General features: G+C 62.6%; 15 protein-coding genes. 12 read left to right on the top strand and 3 right to left on the bottom strand.

Going from position 1 to position 17,643, the window contains the following annotated elements:
- Window positions 1–25: 25 nt before the first annotated feature.
- On the top strand, window positions 26–544 hold the full coding sequence (locus VMP31_RS01905; protein ID WP_325503506.1) for a glycine cleavage system protein R: 519 nt from the start codon (window positions 26–28) through the stop codon (window positions 542–544).
- A gap of 401 nt (window positions 545–945) precedes the next feature.
- Here VMP31_RS01905 and rarD read toward each other — a convergent pair whose 3' ends face one another.
- The 3 genes from rarD to VMP31_RS01890 form a co-directional block, all read right to left on the bottom strand.
- Window positions 946–1,839 carry an EamA family transporter RarD gene (gene rarD, locus VMP31_RS01900; protein ID WP_325503504.1) on the bottom strand — a complete coding sequence of 298 codons (894 nt, stop codon included), beginning with the start codon at window positions 1,837–1,839 and terminating at the stop codon, window positions 946–948.
- Between the two features lie 215 nt (window positions 1,840–2,054).
- Window positions 2,055–3,029 (bottom strand): serine/threonine protein kinase, encoded by a 975-nt coding sequence (locus VMP31_RS01895; protein WP_325503502.1) that lies wholly within the window; start codon window positions 3,027–3,029, stop codon window positions 2,055–2,057.
- Between the two features lie 157 nt (window positions 3,030–3,186).
- Window positions 3,187–3,921 (bottom strand): ComF family protein, encoded by a 735-nt coding sequence (locus tag VMP31_RS01890; RefSeq protein ID WP_325503500.1) that lies wholly within the window; start codon window positions 3,919–3,921, stop codon window positions 3,187–3,189.
- A gap of 79 nt (window positions 3,922–4,000) precedes the next feature.
- Between VMP31_RS01890 and bioB the strand changes: the two genes are divergently transcribed.
- The 11 genes from bioB (at window position 4,001) to VMP31_RS01835 (ending at window position 17,444) form a co-directional block, all read left to right on the top strand.
- Window positions 4,001–5,056, top strand: a complete 1,056-nt coding sequence (gene bioB / locus VMP31_RS01885; protein ID WP_325503498.1) for a biotin synthase BioB — start codon at window positions 4,001–4,003, stop codon at window positions 5,054–5,056.
- Window positions 5,057–5,210: 154 nt separating this feature from the next.
- Window positions 5,211–6,392, top strand: a complete 1,182-nt coding sequence (gene bioF / locus VMP31_RS01880; protein WP_325503496.1) for an 8-amino-7-oxononanoate synthase — start codon at window positions 5,211–5,213, stop codon at window positions 6,390–6,392.
- Window positions 6,385–7,116 carry an alpha/beta fold hydrolase gene (locus VMP31_RS01875; protein ID WP_325503494.1) on the top strand — a complete coding sequence of 244 codons (732 nt, stop codon included), beginning with the start codon at window positions 6,385–6,387 and terminating at the stop codon, window positions 7,114–7,116. The genes bioF and VMP31_RS01875 overlap by 8 nt, the downstream gene beginning before the upstream one ends.
- A 63-nt stretch (window positions 7,117–7,179) precedes the next feature.
- The gene (bioC, locus tag VMP31_RS01870) at window positions 7,180–7,980 is read left to right on the top strand and encodes a malonyl-ACP O-methyltransferase BioC (protein ID WP_325503492.1); all 801 of its coding nucleotides are present in this window, start codon (window positions 7,180–7,182) and stop codon (window positions 7,978–7,980) included.
- Between the two features lie 62 nt (window positions 7,981–8,042).
- Entirely contained in the window at window positions 8,043–8,732 is a 690-nt protein-coding gene (gene bioD / locus VMP31_RS01865; protein WP_325503490.1) for a dethiobiotin synthase, read from the top strand.
- A 96-nt stretch (window positions 8,733–8,828) separates the two neighbouring features.
- The gene (locus VMP31_RS01860; protein ID WP_325503488.1) at window positions 8,829–9,128 is read left to right on the top strand and encodes a hypothetical protein; all 300 of its coding nucleotides are present in this window, start codon (window positions 8,829–8,831) and stop codon (window positions 9,126–9,128) included.
- Window positions 9,129–9,190: 62 nt separating this feature from the next.
- Entirely contained in the window at window positions 9,191–9,961 is a 771-nt protein-coding gene (locus tag VMP31_RS01855; RefSeq protein ID WP_325503486.1) for a putative metalloprotease CJM1_0395 family protein, read from the top strand.
- Between the two features lie 165 nt (window positions 9,962–10,126).
- The gene (locus VMP31_RS01850) at window positions 10,127–11,932 is read left to right on the top strand and encodes a phenylacyl-CoA dehydrogenase (RefSeq protein ID WP_325503484.1); all 1,806 of its coding nucleotides are present in this window, start codon (window positions 10,127–10,129) and stop codon (window positions 11,930–11,932) included.
- 341 nt (window positions 11,933–12,273) lie between these two features.
- Window positions 12,274–13,563, top strand: coding sequence for a GGDEF domain-containing protein (locus VMP31_RS01845; RefSeq protein WP_325503482.1), 1,290 nt, complete (start codon window positions 12,274–12,276; stop codon window positions 13,561–13,563).
- A 110-nt stretch (window positions 13,564–13,673) separates the two neighbouring features.
- Window positions 13,674–15,470, top strand: a complete 1,797-nt coding sequence (locus VMP31_RS01840) for an acyl-CoA dehydrogenase C-terminal domain-containing protein (RefSeq protein WP_325503480.1) — start codon at window positions 13,674–13,676, stop codon at window positions 15,468–15,470.
- Window positions 15,471–15,665: 195 nt separating this feature from the next.
- Window positions 15,666–17,444: an acyl-CoA dehydrogenase C-terminal domain-containing protein gene (locus VMP31_RS01835; RefSeq protein ID WP_325503478.1), complete on the top strand. Its 1,779-nt coding sequence runs from the start codon at window positions 15,666–15,668 to the stop codon at window positions 17,442–17,444.
- Window positions 17,445–17,643: the final 199 nt, after the last annotated feature.

Below are 17,643 nucleotides of genomic sequence, written 5' to 3'. Positions count from 1 at the left end.
GCAGCCAGCGAACAAGGAGTTGCATATGGATCATCTGGTATTGACGGTTATTGCCCAGGACCAGCCTGGCCTGGTCGAACGCATCGCCCAGTGCATCAGCGAGCACGGCGGTAACTGGTTGGAAAGCCGCATGTCGCGCATGGCCGGGCAGTTCGCCGGGATCTTGCGGGTCGATGTGCCGCTGGATGCGCACTCCGGGTTGGTCACGGCGCTGGAGGAATTGCAGGCCCATGGCATCCGTGTGCAGATCGCCGCAGGCGGTACCGAGCCGGCAACCGTCTGGCAGGCCATTCGCCTGGAACTGGTGGGCAATGATCGTCCGGGCATCGTGCGCGATATCACCCGCCTGCTCAGCAGCCATGGGGTCAACCTGGAAAGCCTGAACACCGAAGTGGTTCCCGCGCCCATGAGCGGCGAGCTGCTGTTCCAGGCCCAGGCTGTGCTGGGCGTGCCGCAGAGCCTGAGCCTAGAACAGTTGCAGACGCACCTGGAAACCCTGGCGGATGATCTGATGGTGGAGCTAAAGCTGCAGGCTGAGGACTAGCCGCGGGGTTTATCCACGATCCATGTGGATAACTCTGTGCGTAGCTTGAGGAGCCCCGGAGCACTGCTTAGTGCCCCGGGGCTTTTTGCTAATTGCTTAGAAATTAAACACTTAGCTATTGGTTGTGCACAAAGGCCGGGGATGCTTCTGTGGATAAGCCGGGGGCAACTGCCTGCAGCCCAGGCGCAGCGCCCGCTACATGGGATTGGTTGTTTTTTAGGCGATGTCCAATGCAGCGTCGCCCTTGACTATCACCCCTATGGGCGAGGTGACCGGCTCCGTAGGGTGCGCCGTGTGTACCAGCTCTGGTCCTGGCTACAACTTCAGCGGCAGATTCTCGCTGCGCACGGCACCCCCTGCCCATGTGGCCCCTGATACCGCCATACAGCATTCAGCCGTTTTTATACCGCCTGGCGTTTGCGCAGGCTTAGCCAGGCATCCAGGCTGTAGAGCGCCAGGCCGGCCCAGATGCAGATAAAGGCCAGTAGGGTGCTGGGGGCGAAGTGCTCGTCGAACAGGAAGATCGCCTGTAGCAGCACCAGGGTCGGCGCGAGGTATTGCAGAAAGCCCAGGGTGGTATAGGGCAGGTGGCGGGCGGCGGCGTTGAAACACACCAGCGGCACCAGGGTGATAGGCCCAGCGGCGATCAACCAGAGCGCTTGCGGGGTGCTCCAGAAATCGGCCTGGGTGCTCATCGCCGCCGGGTTCAGCAGTAACCAGCCAAGCGCCAGCGGCAGTAACAACCAGGTTTCCACCACCAGGCCGGGTAGCGCGGCAACCGGTGCCTGTTTGCGGATCAACCCGTAGAAACCGAAGGTCAGTGCCAGCACCAGCGACACCCAGGGCAGGCTGCCCAGCTGCCACACCTGCTGCGCCACGCCGAGGGCGGCCAGGCCCACCGCCAGCCATTGCAGGCGGCGCAGGCGTTCGCCGAGAATCAGCATGCCCAGCAGCACGTTGACCAGCGGGTTGATGTAGTAGCCCAGGCTGGCTTCGAGCATGCGCTCGTTATTCACCGCCCACACATACACCAGCCAGTTGCTGGCTATCAGCACGCCGCTCAGGGCCAGCACGGCGAAGCGTCTGGGGTTGTCGAGCAATTCGCGCAGCCAGCCGGGATGCTTCCATACCAGCAGTAACAGCGCGCCGAACAGCGCCGACCAGAGCGCGCGATGGACGATGATCTCCAGCGCCGGCACGCCCTGAATGGCTTTGAAATAGAGCGGGAACAGGCCCCAGATGATGTAGGCGGTCAGGCCGAGGATATACCCGCGGCGCGGGTTGGCGGTGGCCATGCTGGGTCCTTGCTGAGGTTGCGAGCTAAAGACCTGCGATTCTAGTCGGGGCGACGCGGGCTTGTCTGGGCGGGCAGGTTTTTCTTCAATGCCATAAGCCACTTGGCTGTAACAAAGACGTTACGGCTAAACAGGCAACTGTAGTGCTCAGCCCTGTAGCCCGGATGCAATCCGGGACACCCTTCCCGGATTGCATCCGGGCTACGCAGGGTGCGTCAAAACAGGCGTAGCGGCTCTTCATCCAGAGCCGACAACTGCTCGCGCAGGATCAGGATCTGTTCGCCCCAGTAACGCTCGCTGCCGAACCAGGGAAAGCTGATGGGGAACGCCGGGTCGTCCCAGCGCCGTGCCAGCCAGGCGCTGTAGTGCATCAGGCGCAGGCTACGCAGGCCTTCGATCAGCGGCAGTTCGCGTGGGTTGAAGTCGTGGAACTCCTGGTAGCCGTCCATCAGCTCGGACAGTTGGCCGAGGCGCTCGTGGCGCTCGCCGGCCAGCATCATCCACAAATCCTGCACAGCGGGGCCCATACGGCAGTCATCGAGGTCGACCATATGGAAGGTGTCGTCGCGGCATAGCAGGTTGCCGGGGTGGCAGTCGCCATGTAGGCGGATGGCTTTTACCGGGTTGGCGGTGAACAACGCATCCACGCGTTTGAGCAGGTCGCGGGCCACCGACTCGTAGGCCGGCAACAGGCTGCGCGGAATAAAGTTGCCATCGAGCAGGGTGGCCAGGGATTCGTGGCCGAAGTTACTGACCTGCAAGGCTTCGCGATGGGCGAAAGGGCGCAGCGAGCCGACGGCATGCAGGCGGCCGAGCAGTTGGCCGAGGCGATACAGTTGGTCGAGGTTGCCCGGCTCCGGCGCGCGGCCGCCACGGCGGGGGAACAGGGCGAAGCGAAAGCCGGCGTGTTCAAACAGGGTTTCGCCATCGCGCACCAGGGGCGCGACCACTGGCACTTCGCACTCGGCCAGTTCGAAGGTGAAGCTATGCTCCTCGCGAATCGCCGCGTCAGACCAGCGATCCGGGCGATAGAACTTGGCGATCAGCGGCGTCTCATCCTCGATGCCCACCTGATAGACGCGGTTCTCGTAACTGTTGAGGGCCAGCACGCGGGCGTCGCTGAGGTAGCCGATGCTCTCCACGGCATCCAGCACCAGGTCGGGTGTGAGTGCGGCAAATGGATGGGACATGGGCGACTCCGGAACAATTGGCCGCAGAGTGTAGCGCTTATCCGGCGTCGGGCGTGTGGCCCATGGGCGCGATAAAGCACAGTAGCCGGATAAGCGCAGCGCAATCCGGATAGCACTCCCGGATTGCGCCAAGGCTTATTCGGACTACAGCGGCTGGCTAATCCCCCGGTTTTGGCGTGCGCGCCAGGCAGTACACATCGACCCGCGTCGCTCCGGCTTTGTTTAATAGACGCGCCAGGCTCTCGGCCGTTGCGCCAGTGGTGAGCACATCATCGACCAGGGCTATATGTAGGCCGCTGACTGCGCTGTCCGGTGCCAAAGCAAAAGCCTTGCGCAGGTTGCGTTTGCGCGTGGCGGCATCCAGTTGCTGCTGCGCTGGGGTATCGAGCACCCGCAGCAGCCAGGCGTCCTGCCTGGGCAGTTGCAGGGCGATGCTCAGCCATTGGCCGAGCATCGCCGCCTGGTTAAAGCCGCGCTGGCGTTGCCTGCGGCCGGCCAGGGGCACGGGCAGCAATAGATCGGGGCGCGGCAGGCCCTCATCGAAGGCGTGCAGTAAATGCTGTGACAAAAGCTCGCCGAGCAGACGTCCCAATGGCCACCTGGCCTGGTGCTTGAACCGGGTTATTAGGCTGTCGATGGGGAAGGCGTAGCGCCAGGGCACTTCGACCTTGCTAAAGCTGGGCGGCTTCTTCAGGCAGGCACCGCATACCAGGCCGTGGCTGGGCAACGGCAAGGCGCAGACCTGGCAATGCCCGCCGAGCCAGGGCAGCTCGGCCTCACAACTGGTGCAGATGGCCAGCGCGCCGTCTGCGCGTTCGTCGCAGAGTAGGCACTGTTGTTTGTTTTTTAACCAGTTGTAAACCTGGTTGAGCTTGCTGGGTTGACAGCGCATAAACCTTCCATAACTATGCCGAACATCCGTGTGCGTCTGCTGAATCTAGCAGGGCGCAGCCAACAATAAGGAATTACCGATGAGCGCCACCACCGCCGCCAACCTGCGTCACGACTGGACCCTCAGTGAGGTCAAGGCGCTCTTCGAGCAACCGTTCAACGACCTGTTGTTCCAGGCGCAAACCGTGCACCGCGCGCATTTCGATGCCAACCGCGTGCAGGTCTCGACTCTGCTGTCGATCAAGACCGGTGCCTGCCCGGAAGACTGCAAGTACTGCCCGCAGTCCGGCCACTACAACACCGGCCTGGACAAGCAAAAGCTGATGGAAGTGCAGAAGGTGCTGGAGGCAGCCGCCGAGGCCAAGGCCATCGGCTCCACCCGCTTCTGCATGGGCGCGGCGTGGAAACACCCGTCGGCCAAGGACATGCCCTACGTGCTGAAGATGGTTGAGGGCGTCAAAGCCCTGGGCCTGGAAACCTGCATGACCCTGGGCAAGCTGGACAAGGAGCAGACCGCCGCCCTGGCCGCTGCCGGCCTGGACTATTACAACCACAACCTGGACACCTCGCCGGAGTTCTACGGCAATATCATCACCACCCGTACCTACGCCGAGCGCCTGGAAACCCTGGCCTATGTGCGTGATTCGGGGATGAAGATCTGCTCCGGCGGTATCCTTGGCATGGGCGAGTCGCTGGACGACCGCGCAGGGCTGCTGATTCAGCTGGCCAACTTGCCGGAGCATCCGGAGTCGGTGCCGATCAATATGCTGGTGAAAGTGCAGGGCACGCCGCTGGCCGATGAGCAGGATGTCGATCCGTTCGACTTTATCCGCATGCTCGCCGTGGCGCGGATCATGATGCCGCAGTCCCACGTGCGCCTGTCCGCCGGCCGCGAGGCGATGAACGAGCAGATGCAGGCCCTGGCGTTTTTTGCCGGTGCCAACTCGATCTTCTACGGTGAAAAACTGCTGACCACCGCCAACCCGCAAGCCAGCAAGGATATGCAGCTGTTCGCCCGCCTCGGCATCAAGCCGGAAGAGCGCCAGGAGCATGCCGACGAAGTGCACCAGGCCGCCATCGAGCAGGCCCTGGTCGAGCAGCGCGACTCCAAGCTGTTCTATAACGCTGCGGTCTGACCCGTCGCAGGGTGGATGGGTAAATCATCCGCCCTGCGATGTTTGATGTTTTCGGGTAGGAGCGGGCCATGCCCGCGAAATGCGAACAGCCTCCGCGGGCATGGAACTAGGCATCCCCCCTCACTCCTACATCGCTGCTTTTTTCGAGGCTTGCATGCCCTTCGATCTGTCCTCTCGCCTCGCCGAGCGCCGCGCCGCCAACCTCTATCGCCAGCGCCCTTTGCTTGAATCACCGCAGGGTCCTCTGGTTACAGTCGATGGCCGCCAGCTGCTGGCTTTCTGCTCCAACGACTACCTGGGCCTGGCCAATCACCCGCAGGTGATCGAGGCCTGGCGCGCCGGTGCGCAGCAATGGGGCGTGGGCGGCGGCGCATCGCATCTGGTGATCGGCCACAGCACCCCGCATCACCAGTTGGAGGAAGCCCTCGCCGAATTTACCGGGCGACCGCGCGCGCTGCTGTTTTCCACCGGCTATATGGCCAACCTCGGCGCGGTCACCGCGCTGGTCGGTCGTGATGACACGGTGCTGGAAGACCGCCTTAATCACGCCTCCCTGCTGGATGCAGGTTTGCTTAGCGGCGCGCGTTTTTCCCGTTATCTGCATAACGATTCGGCCAGTCTGACCTCACGCCTGAGCAAGGCCAGCGGCAATACCCTGGTGGTCACCGACGGCGTATTTAGCATGGACGGCAACCTGGCCGACCTGCCGGCGCTGTGCGCGGAAGCGCGCCGGACCAATGCCTGGGTAATGGTCGATGATGCCCATGGTTTCGGCCCGCTGGGCGCAACCGGTGGCGGCATCGTCGAGCACTTCGGTCTGGGCATCGACGATGTGCAAGTGCTGGTCGGCACTTTGGGCAAAGCCTTTGGCACTGCAGGCGCGTTTGTCGCCGGCAGTGAGGCGTTGATCGAAACCCTGGTGCAATTCGCCCGCCCCTATATCTACACCACCAGCCAGCCGCCGGCTCTGGCCTGCGCCACCCTGAAAAGCCTGGAACTGCTGCGCAGCGAACACTGGCGGCGTGAGCACCTGAACGTTCTGATCAAGCGCTTCCGCGAAGGTGCCCAGGCCATCGGTCTGGAGCTGATGGACAGCGCCACGCCGATCCAGCCGATTCTGATTGGCGACAGCGGCCGCGCCATGCAGCTGTCGCAGATGCTGCGTGAACGCGGCCTGCTGGTCACCGCAATTCGCCCGCCCACCGTGCCAGCCGGTAGTGCTCGCCTGCGGGTAACCCTGTCGGCTGCCCATAGCCTGGAACAGCTGGAACTGCTGCTGGAAGCTCTGGCCGAGTGCTGGCCGCTGCTGACGGTCGAGGATGCCGCCCATGCGTGATCGACTGATTCTGCTGCCCGGTTGGGGCCTCGGTACTGCGCCATTGCAACCACTGGCTGATGCCTTGCGCGGCCTCGATCCACGTCTGCATGTGCAGATCGAGCCGCTGCCTTTATTGGATTCCAGCGACCCGGCCGACTGGCTGGATGAACTCGACGCCAACCTGGACCAGGACGCCTGGCTCGGCGGTTGGTCCCTCGGTGGCATGCTCGCCGCTGAACTGGCGGCACGCCGTGGTGAGCGTTGCAGCGGCCTGCTGACCCTGGCCAGCAACCTGCGCTTTGTTGCCGAGCCAGACTGGTCTGCGGCTATGCCGGCCGAGACCTTTAATGCCTTTCGCCAGGGCTGCGCCGCCGATGCGTCCGCCACTTTGAAGCGTTTTGCCCTGCTCTGCGCCCAGGGTGCAGCGGATGCCCGCGGCCTGTCGCGGCAGTTGCTCGGCGCGGCACCGCTGCCGCAGTCCGCCACTCTGCTGGCCGGATTGGATCTGCTCGCTGCCCTGGACACCCGGGTCGCGCTGCAGGCTTTTGTCGGCCCGCAGCTGCATTTGTTTGCAGGTGCCGATGCTCTGGTTCCTGCGGGGGCCGCGCCGGCGCTGCTCGAACTGTTGCCCGATGTGGAAATTGGCTTAATTGATAACGCCAGCCACGCCTTCGCCCTGGAACGCCCCCATGAAGTGGCGGCGGCGATCCAGGCCTTTCTGCACGAGGCTGGCGATGACTGATGTTGTGGGGTGCGCCGTGCGCACCGTGGCAGAGGCCACCCTGAGCGCAGGGCGGGCTCGCCGATGAGCGAAGCCTTCCAGCTCGGCGGCCTGCCGGACAAACGCCAGGTCGCCGCATCGTTCTCCCGCGCGGCGGAAAGCTACGACAGCGTGGCCGCCTTGCAGCGTAATGTCGGCCAGCAGCTGCTGGCCCATTTGCCCGCTGCCATTACTCCTGAGCGTTGGTTGGATCTGGGCTGCGGCACCGGCTATTTCAGCCGCGCTTTGGGCGAACGTTTTCCGGCCAGTCAGGGCGTGGCCCTGGATATCGCCGAAGGCATGTTGCGCCACGCCCGGCCACTGGGCGGGGCGCAGCAATTTATTGCCGGCGATGCCGAGCGCCTGCCGCTGCGCGATGCATCCTGCGAGCTGCTGTTTTCCAGTCTGGCCTTGCAGTGGTGTGCAGACTTTTCCGCCGTGCTTAGCGAAGCCGAACGCGTGCTCAAGCCTGGCGGTGTGCTGGCCTTTAGCAGCCTGTGTGTCGGCACCCTGCAGGAGCTGCGCGACAGCTGGCAGGCGGTGGATGGCTTTGTTCACGTCAATCGCTTCCGCCGCTTCGAGGATTATCAGCGCCTGTGCGACGGCAGCGGCCTGACGCGCCTGAGCCTGCAGACCACCCCGGAAACCCTGTACTACCCGGATCTGCGCAGCCTGACCCATGAACTGAAAGCCCTCGGCGCACACAACCTCAACCCTGGTCGGCCAGGCGGTTTGACCGGGCGAGCGCGCATGCTGGCGCTGCTCAATGCCTATGAACAGTTCCGCCAGCCGCAGGGCCTGCCGGCGACCTATCAGGTGGTTTACGGCGTACTGCGTAAGAATTGATATAAGCGCGGCTTGTCCTGAGTTACCCCAAAGCGTCGCCAATACCCCCGTCAGAGATCGTTATGAGCCAAGCATTTTTCGTTACCGGCACTGATACAGAAATCGGCAAAACCACCATCGCCGCCGGCCTGTTGCATGCAGCGCGGCTGGCCGGCCTGTCCACGGCTGCGGCCAAGCCGGTGGCTTCTGGCTGCGTGCGGACGGCGGACGGTCTGCGCAATGATGACGCTTTGGCGTTGCTGGGCGAATGCACCCTGGCGTTGCGTTATGAAGAGGTCAATCCGCTGGCATTCGAGCCGGCGATTGCCCCGCACCTGGCCGCCCGCGAAGCGGGTGTGTTGCTGGATATTGCGGCGCTGCAAGGGCCGGTGCAGGCGATTCTGGACAAGCAGGCGGACCTCACCCTGGTCGAAGGCGCGGGCGGTTGGCGTGTGCCCCTGGCCGGGCAGGCGGCGCTGTCGGACCTGGCGATAGCCCTGCAGTTGCCGGTGATTCTGGTGGTCGGCGTTCGTCTGGGTTGCATCAATCAGGCGCTGCTCACCGCCGAAGCCATTATCCGTGATGGGCTGCCCCTGGCCGGCTGGGTGGCCAATCTGGTCGATCCAAACACCTCGCGGCTGCACGATAACCTGGCGACCCTGGCTGAACGCCTGCCGGCACCCTGCCTCGGCTATGTGCCGCGCCTGGAGCAGGCCACGCCGGCCGCGGTTTCCGGCTATCTGGACCTGAGCATTCTGGACCTCGCGCTATAAGCGGGCTCACTGCCATAGCCTTTTGCTTGTACGTTTTTCCAGCTGCATCTGCTTCAATGAAGAACGTCAGTGTGTTGCGACAGCAGGAGTCTGGGCATGGAAATTTCGGGTAACGCCTTCAATTCGGGCATTAGTACCATTCAGTCTGGCCAGCGTCGGGTCGATCAGGCTGCGGCCGATATTGCCAGCAATGCCGTCACGCCGCCGCTGCAGCCAAGCTCCACACCGCCGGCCAATCAGGTTAATCCCGCGCCCAGCTCGGCAGAACAGTCGCGTCCTGACCTGGCGGAAAGCCTGGTGGCGCTGCGTCAGGGCCAGAACGAGGCAGCCGTCGGAGCCAAGCTGGTGAAAACGGCCGATGAAGTGCTCGGCACCCTGATCGATACCAGCGCCTGAGCCACTTGCTTCGACCCGCCCAGGACAATCCTATTGGCGGTGCTTGGGGCGAGGAGTGATACATGCAGATTGGCGGCGCATCGTCCTATTTCGCGCCAGCAGCCCTACTGCCGGCCCGCCCCCCTGCGTCCGCCGGTCCTCCCGATACTTCCACTGACAGCAGCCGCGCCGCTCCCACGCAGGTAAGCGCTGCTCAGTCGCTGATCGATGAGCAATCGGCTTCTGCCCGTGAAGAAGCCGATAAGCCTAGTGACTCCTCGGCCAATTCCGACAAAGCCAAAAGCCGCGAAGGCGAACCCAGCCCGCAGCAGCAGCGCCTCGAACAACTGGAAATCGCCGAACTGGTCAGCCGTGATCAGGAAGTGCGTGCCCATGAGCAGGCCCATTCGGCCGTGGGCGGACGCTACGCCGGTGCGCCGACCTACACCTTTAGCCGTGGTCCGGATGGCAAGCGTTATGCGGTGGGTGGTGAGGTCAGCATCGATGTGGGCGCGGTGCCGAACAATCCCGAAGCCACCTTGCGCAAGATGGAAATCGTTCTGCGCGCAGCCCTGGCTCCTGCGGAGCCTTCCGCCCAGGACCTACGCGTAGCCTCCCAGGCCCAGGCGCAGATGACTCAGGCCCGTGTCGACTTGGTCGAACAGCGCCGCACCGAAGCGCAGCAGGCCCGGGAGTCCAGTGCCGAGGGCGCAGAGCAGGACGAGGAGGCGACAGGTCGGGAAGAATCCGCCGCATCGTCCCGGCAGGAACGACCCGCGCCACCTAGTCTTGATCTGTATCGGAAACTGGGCGGCCTGGGCGAAACGACTCCGGCGATAGATCTGCTTGCATAATCGAAGGGCGGGGTGCTTGACATTAAATAGGCATAAACGTATGTTTCAAACGCTTGTTTGATTCGCTCGGTTGCCAAGGGGCATGCGAGCGCCGGGATTGCTCCCGAAAACGACCGAATATCCGGTCACCTACACTCTAAGAATCCACCGCAGAGGTTAACCGCTATGCCTGATTACAAGGCCCCCTTGCGCGATATCCGTTTCGTACGCGACGAACTGCTCGGCTACGAAGCGCATTATCAGAGCCTGCCTGGCTGCCAGGACGCTACTCCGGACATGGTCAGCGCCATCCTTGAGGAAGGTGCCAAGTTCTGTGAGCAGGTGCTGTCGCCGCTGAACCGTGTAGGTGACACCGAAGGTTGCACCTGGTCCCCGGAAGGCGTGAAAACCCCTACCGGCTTCAAAGAGGCCTATCAGCAGTTCGTTGAAGGCGGCTGGCCGAGCCTGGCCCACGACGTTGACCACGGCGGCCAAGGCCTGCCTGAGTCCCTGGGTCTGGCAATCAGCGAAATGGTGGGTACCTCGAACTGGTCGTGGGGCATGTACCCAGGCCTGTCGCACGGTGCGATGAACACCATCTCCGAGCACGGCACCGACGATCAGAAGCACACCTACCTGACCAAGCTGGTATCCGGCGAGTGGACCGGCACCATGTGCCTGACCGAACCGCATTGCGGTACCGACCTGGGCATGCTGCGTACCAAGGCCGAGCCGCAGGCTGATGGCTCGTACAAGGTTTCCGGCACCAAGATCTTTATCTCCGCTGGTGAACACGACATGGCCGGTAACATCGTCCACATCGTGCTGGCCCGCCTGCCCGACGCGCCGCAAGGCACCAAAGGCATCTCGCTGTTTATCGTGCCGAAGTTCTCGGTCAACGCTGACGGCAGCATCGGTGCGCGTAACGCCGTTTCCTGTGGCTCGCTTGAGCACAAGATGGGTATCCACGGTAACGCCACTTGCGTGATGAACTTTGACGGTGCCACCGGTTACCTGATCGGTCCAGCCAACAAAGGCCTGAACTGCATGTTCACCTTTATGAACACGGCTCGTCTGGGTACTGCTCTGCAAGGTCTGGCTCACGCCGAAATCGGTTTCCAGGGCGGCCTGAAGTACGCTCGTGAGCGTCTGCAGATGCGTGCTCTGACTGGCCCGAAAGCGCCGGAAAAAGCCGCTGACCCGATCATCGTCCACCCGGACGTACGTCGTATGCTGCTGACCATGAAAGCCTTCGCTGAAGGTAACCGTGCGATGGTGTACTTCACTGCCAAGCAGGTCGACATCGTCAAGTACAGCCAGGACGAAGCCGAGAAGAAGCAAGCCGACGCACTGCTGGCTTTCCTCACTCCGATCGCCAAAGCCTTTATGACCGAAGTCGGCTTTGAAGCCGCCAACCACGGCGTACAGATCTATGGCGGCCACGGCTTTATCGCCGAGTGGGGCATGGAGCAGAACGTTCGCGACAGCCGTATTTCCATGCTGTACGAAGGCACCACCGGTATCCAGGCACTCGACCTGCTGGGCCGTAAAGTGCTGCAGACTCAAGGCGAAGCGCTGAAAGGCTTCACCAAGATCGTGCACAAGTTCTGCCAGGCCAACGAAGGCAACGACGCTGTCAAAGCGCTGGTTGCACCGCTGGCCAAGCTGAACAAGGAGTGGGGCGACATCACCATGAAAGTGGGCATGGCCGCCATGAAAGATCGTGAAGAAGTCGGTGCCGCTTCGGTGGATTACCTGATGTACTCCGGTTACGTCTGCCTGGCTTACTTCTGGGCTGACATGGCTCGCCTGGCTGCCGAGAAGATCGCTGCTGGCGCTGAAGACGCGGCTTTCTACAAAGCCAAGCTGCAGACTGCCAACTTCTACTTCGCTCGCATCCTGCCGCGCACCCGTGGCCATGTGGAAGCCATGCTCTCCGGCGCTGGCAATCTGATGGACATGAACGAAGAAGATTTCGCCCTGGGTTACTAAGTTTCCCGGCGTTATCGCTGCACAAAAAACCGCTGCCCTTAAAAGCAGCGGTTTTTTCATTGAGGCTTGCATGCCGCGCTCACCGATGGATTCGCTGCCCCAGATGCCGTCAGCAGACGAGCAAAGCCCGTAGCCCGAATAAGCCTAAGCGCAATCCGGGAGCGGTGGTGCATGCGCATCCTTTCCCGGATTGCATCCGGGCTACAAGGTACCGCAGCATGTACATGTAACGGACACCGCCCAAAAAATCGCAGATTTGCGAGCCATGTGCATGTGCAAGAAGCAAATGGCGGGCAGAATGCTCGTTTGCATTCAACGTCGCTGTGCTCCCGGAGCCCGTCTTGTCGCGCCATGCCCCTGCACGCTTCAGCCATTTCCTGCCTTCGTTGCTGCTTCTAATCAGCGGCTTGCTGTTGGCGCGGCTGGCGGTGCTGAACGAGTTCTTCACCTCGCTGTTCAATGTGCTGCCCACCCTGCTGCTATTGCTCGGTGGGGCGTTCTGCCTGGTCTATGGCCGTCAGCGCGAGGTGTTTCTGCTGCTGACGCTGTACCTCGGCTACTTTCTGCTCGATACCCAGGTCGATCATTTCCGCGCCACGGGGCAGGTGCGCAGTGACGCGGCGCTGACCTTCCACCTCGGCAGCCTGCTGCTGCCGCTGCTCTACAGCCTGTATGCCGCCTGGCAGGAACGCACCCATCTGCTGCAGGACCTGATCGCCCGGGCCGCAGTTTTGCTTGCGGTCAGTGCGGTGGCGGTGGGCCTGGCGCAGCGCTTTCCCGAAGCCTTGCTGCACTGGTTGTCGTTGGTGCGTTGGCCGGCGCTGCAGGTCGAGTGGCTGGCACTGATCCAGCTGGCCTATCCGGTATTTGTCCTTGGCGTGATTCTGCTGGTGGTGCAGTACCTGCGCGCGCCGCGGCCGCTGCATGCGGCGCAGCTGCTGGGGCTGTGCGGCCTGCTGTGGATGCTGCCGAACACTTTTATCCTGCCCAATGCGCTGAATGTGATGAGCAGTCAGATCATGCTGATCCTGGTTGCCGCCGTTGCGCATGAGGCCTATCAGATGGCCTTCCGTGACGAACTCACCGGCCTGCCGGGTCGCCGCGCCTTGAATGAACGCCTGCAGCGTCTGGGTCGCAGTTATGTGATCGCCATGGCCGATGTCGATCACTTCAAGAAATTCAACGACACCCACGGCCACGATGTCGGTGATCAGGTGCTGCGCCTGGTCGCCGCTCAGCTGCGCAAGATCGGCGGCGGGGGCAAAGCCTACCGCTATGGCGGCGAGGAATTCACCCTGGTGTTCCCCGGCAAGACCCTCGACGAGTGCCTGCCGCACCTTGAGGTGATACGCCAGGCCATCGAGACCTATCGCATCCAGCTGCGTGATAAACAGCAGCGCCCGCAGGACGATAAACAGGGCAGGGCGCGGCGGGCCGGCAGTTCGGCCAATCAAGTGTCGGTGACCGTCAGCATGGGCGTGGCCGAGCGCGGGCTGGAGCAGCGCAGCCCGGAAGAGGTGCTCAAGGCCGCCGACCAAGCGCTGTATAACGCCAAGAGTGCCGGGCGTAACTGCGTGCGCAGTTATGGGCAGCGGCGCGGGGCGGTCAAGCTGGAAGCCTCGCGCAACTGAGGCTGCCGGCTAATGGCAGTGTATTCAGCATCTGCACTGTGATTGTTGGAGCGCCGCATCAGCCGTAGCTTAAAGAGCTAATCCACGCTCTAGCTGACGGAGAAGCCAGCATGCCCGAGTACAAAGCCCCCCTGCGCGATATGCACTTTCTGATCGACGAGGTCTTCGACTTTCATGCCGGCTACGCCGCGATGGGTGCCAGCGACGCCACCCCGGATATGGTCAGCGCGATCCTTGCCGAGGGTGCGAAATTCTGTGAGCAGGTGCTGGCACCGCTGAATCGCTCCGGCGATGAAGAGGAATGTCAGATCAACGACGGCGTGGTGACCACACCCAAGGGCTTCAAGGAAGCCTTTGCCCAGTACGTCGAAGGCGGCTGGAATGGCCTGGCGGCGGACCCGGCCTACGGCGGCCAAGGCCTGCCGCATTCCCTCGGTCTGTTGATCGGCGAAATGGTCGGTGCCAGCAACACCTCCTGGGGCATGTACCCCGGCCTGACCCACGGCGCGATGTCGGCGATCCACGCCCACGGCACGCAAGCGCAGAAGCAGACCTACCTGAGCAAACTCACAGAAGGCAGCTGGACCGGCACCATGTGCCTGACCGAAGCCCACTGCGGCACCGACCTGGGACTGATCAAGACCCGCGCCGTGCCCCAGGCAGACGGCAGCTATGCGGTCAGCGGCAGCAAGATCTTTATCTCCGCCGGCGAGCACGATATGAGCGAGAACATCGTGCATTTGGTGCTGGCCAAGCTGCCCGACGCGCCGGCTGGTACCAAGGGCATCTCGCTGTTTATCGTGCCCAAATTCCTGCCCAACGCTGACGGTCAGGCCGGCGCGCGCAACGGCGTCAGCTGCGGCTCGATCGAACACAAGATGGGTATCAAGGCTTCGGCCACCTGCGTGATGAACTTCGACAGCGCCACTGGCTACCTGATCGGCGAGGCCAACAAGGGCCTTAACTGCATGTTCACCATGATGAACCACGCGCGCCTGGGCACTGGCATGCAGGGCCTGTGTTTGGGCGAGACCAGTTTCCAGGGCGCGATCAAATACGCCAGCGAACGCCTGCAGATGCGTGCGCTGACCGGGCCGAAAGCGCCGGATAAAGCCGCCGACCCGATCATCGTGCATCCCGATGTGCGGCGCATGCTGCTGACCATGAAAGCCTTCAACGAAGGCAACCGCGCCCTGGCCTATTTCACCGCGCAGCTGATCGATCAGGCGCACCGTGGTGATAGCGCCGAGCAGCGTGAAGAAGCAGAGAACCTGTTGGCCTTCCTCACGCCGATCTGCAAGGCGTTTATGACCGAGACCGGCCTGGAGGTAACCAACCACGGCATGCAGGTATTCGGCGGCCATGGCTTTATCCGCGAGTGGGGCATGGAGCAGCTGGTGCGCGACTGCCGCATTGCGCCTATCTATGAAGGTACCAACGGCATCCAGGCCCTCGACCTGCTCGGGCGCAAGGTGCTCGGCAGCCAGGGCAAGCTGCTGCGCGGCTTTACCAAGATCGTCCACAAGTTCTGCGAGGCCCAGGCCGAGCACCCGCAGCTCAAGGGTTATGTCGCTCAACTGGCGACGCTCAACCAGCAGTGGGGCGTGCTGACCCAGAAGATCGGCATGGCGGCGATGAAGAATCCGGACGAAGTCGGCGCGGCGTCGGTGGATTACCTGATGTACTCCGGCTACGTCACCCTGGCGTACTTCTGGCTGCGCATGGCCCTGGTGGCCGAGCAAAAATTGGCGGCGGGCGCGGGTGATGCAGCGTTCTACCAGGCCAAGCTGGCGACCTGCGAGTTCTACTTCAAGCGCCTGTTGCCGCGTACCGCCACCCACCTGGCCGGTGCCGAGGCGGGCAGCGAATGCCTGATGCGTTTGCCGGCGGAACATTTCGCCCTCTGACCGACGGTTGTAACCCAGGCAAAGCCCGCCACTCGGCGGGTTTTGCCGTTATTAAGGTGCTCGTTAGCCTAACAAACGAATGGCGACCAGTTGGTCACTACGCGACGCTATGTGTCTAAAAAGTTGTTCGGTTAGACTCCGTGCACATCTTTACACCTACTGCTTTACATCTGCTGCTCGTCCGAGGATTTGCCCATGGCTGACTACAAAGCTCCCCTGCGCGATATGCGCTTCGTGCTCAATGAAGTGTTTGAAGTTTCCAAGCTGTGGGCCCAGTTGCCGGCCCTGGCTGAAGTGGTCGATGAAGACACTGCCGCGGCCATTCTCGAAGAAGCCGGCAAGGTCACCGGCGGCGTGATCGCCCCGCTCAATCGCAGCGGCGACGAAGAAGGCTGCTCCTGGGCCAACGGCTCGGTGAAAACCCCAGCCGGCTTCCCGGATGCCTACAAAACCTACGCCGAAGGCGGTTGGGTTGGCGTTGGTGGTGACCCGGTATTTGGCGGTATGGGCATGCCCAAGGCGATTTCGGCCCAGGTCGAGGAAATGGTCAACTCGGCCAACCTGTCGTTCGGGCTGTACCCGATGCTGACCGCCGGTGCCTGCCTGTCGATCAACGCCCACGCCAGCGAAGAGCTGAAAGAGAAATACCTGCCGAACATGTATTCCGGCGTCTGGGCGGGCTCCATGTGCCTGACCGAGCCGCATGCCGGCACCGACTTAGGGATTATCCGCACCAAGGCCGAGCCGCAGGCTGATGGCAGCTTCAAGGTGTCCGGCACCAAGATCTTTATCACCGGCGGTGAGCACGACCTGACCGAGAACATCATTCACCTGGTACTGGCCAAGCTGCCGGACGCCCCAGCGGGCCCGAAAGGCATCTCGCTGTTCCTGGTGCCGAAGTTTATGGTCAATGCCGACGGTTCCCTGGGCGAGCACAACAGCCTGTCCTGCGGCTCCATCGAACACAAGATGGGCATCAAGGCCTCGGCCACCTGCGTGATGAACTTCGACGGTGCCACCGGCTGGATCGTCGATGCGCCGAACAAGGGCCTCGCCGCCATGTTCACCATGATGAACTACGAGCGTCTGGGCGTGGGTATCCAGGGCCTGTCCCTGGGCGAGCGCAGCTACCAGAACGCCGTGGAATACGCCCGCGACCGTATCCAGAGCCGCGCGCCGACCGGCCCGGTGGCTAAAGACAAAGCCGCTGACCCGATCATCGTGCACCCGGACGTGCGTCGCATGCTGCTGACCATGAAAGCGCTGAACGAGGGCGGCCGTGCCTTCTCCAGCTACGTGGCCATGCAACTCGACACCGCCAAGTACAGCGAAGACGCCGCTACCCGCAAGCGCGCGGAAGAGCTGGTTGCTCTGTTGACTCCGGTGGCCAAGGCCTTCCTTACCGATATGGCGCTGGAAACCACCACCCACGGCCAGCAGATCTTCGGCGGCCACGGTTATATCCGTGAGTGGGGCCAGGAGCAGCTGATCCGCGACTGCCGCATCACCCAGATCTACGAAGGCACCAACGGCATCCAGGCGCTTGATCTGGTCGGCCGTAAAGTGGTCGGCAGCGGCGGGGCGTTCTACAAGCACTTCGCCGAAGAGATCAAAGCCTTCACCGATTCCGCCGACAGCAGCCTGGCCGAATTTATCGAGCCGCTGAAAGGCGCCATCGCCAACCTGGAGCTGATGACCAGCGACCTGCTGGAACGCGCCAAGGCCAACCCGAACGAAGTCGGCGCCGCCTCGGTCGAGTACCTGCAGGTATTCGGCTACACCGCCTACGCCTATATGTGGGCCCTGATGGCACGCACCGCGTTGGCTAAGCAGGATCAGGACGAGTTCTACGTCAGCAAACTGGGCACCGCGCGTTTCTTCTTCGCCCGCCTGCTGCCGCGTATCCACTCGCTGACTGCTTCGGTTAAAGCCGGTAGCGAGAGTCTGTATCTGTTGGACGCCGCGCAGTTCTAAGAACCACGCAGTATCGAAAAAGCCCCGGCCTAAACAGCCGGGGCTTTTTTGTGCCCCCTCGGTGCTGAAGGCGCGCAAGCCTGCTGTTGTAGGGGGCGCTGCGCGCACCAAGGTCCCCTAGGCTGCCGCGGTGCGCACGGCGCACCCTACAAAGCCATGCCTTCACTCGCCAGCGCTGATGCTGGCAGATTTTTATGTA

The organism is Pseudomonas sp. (genome assembly GCF_035512415.1).
Lineage (GTDB): Bacteria > Pseudomonadota > Gammaproteobacteria > Pseudomonadales > Pseudomonadaceae > Aquipseudomonas.
This window is presented reverse-complemented; position numbering and strand designations above follow the sequence as displayed.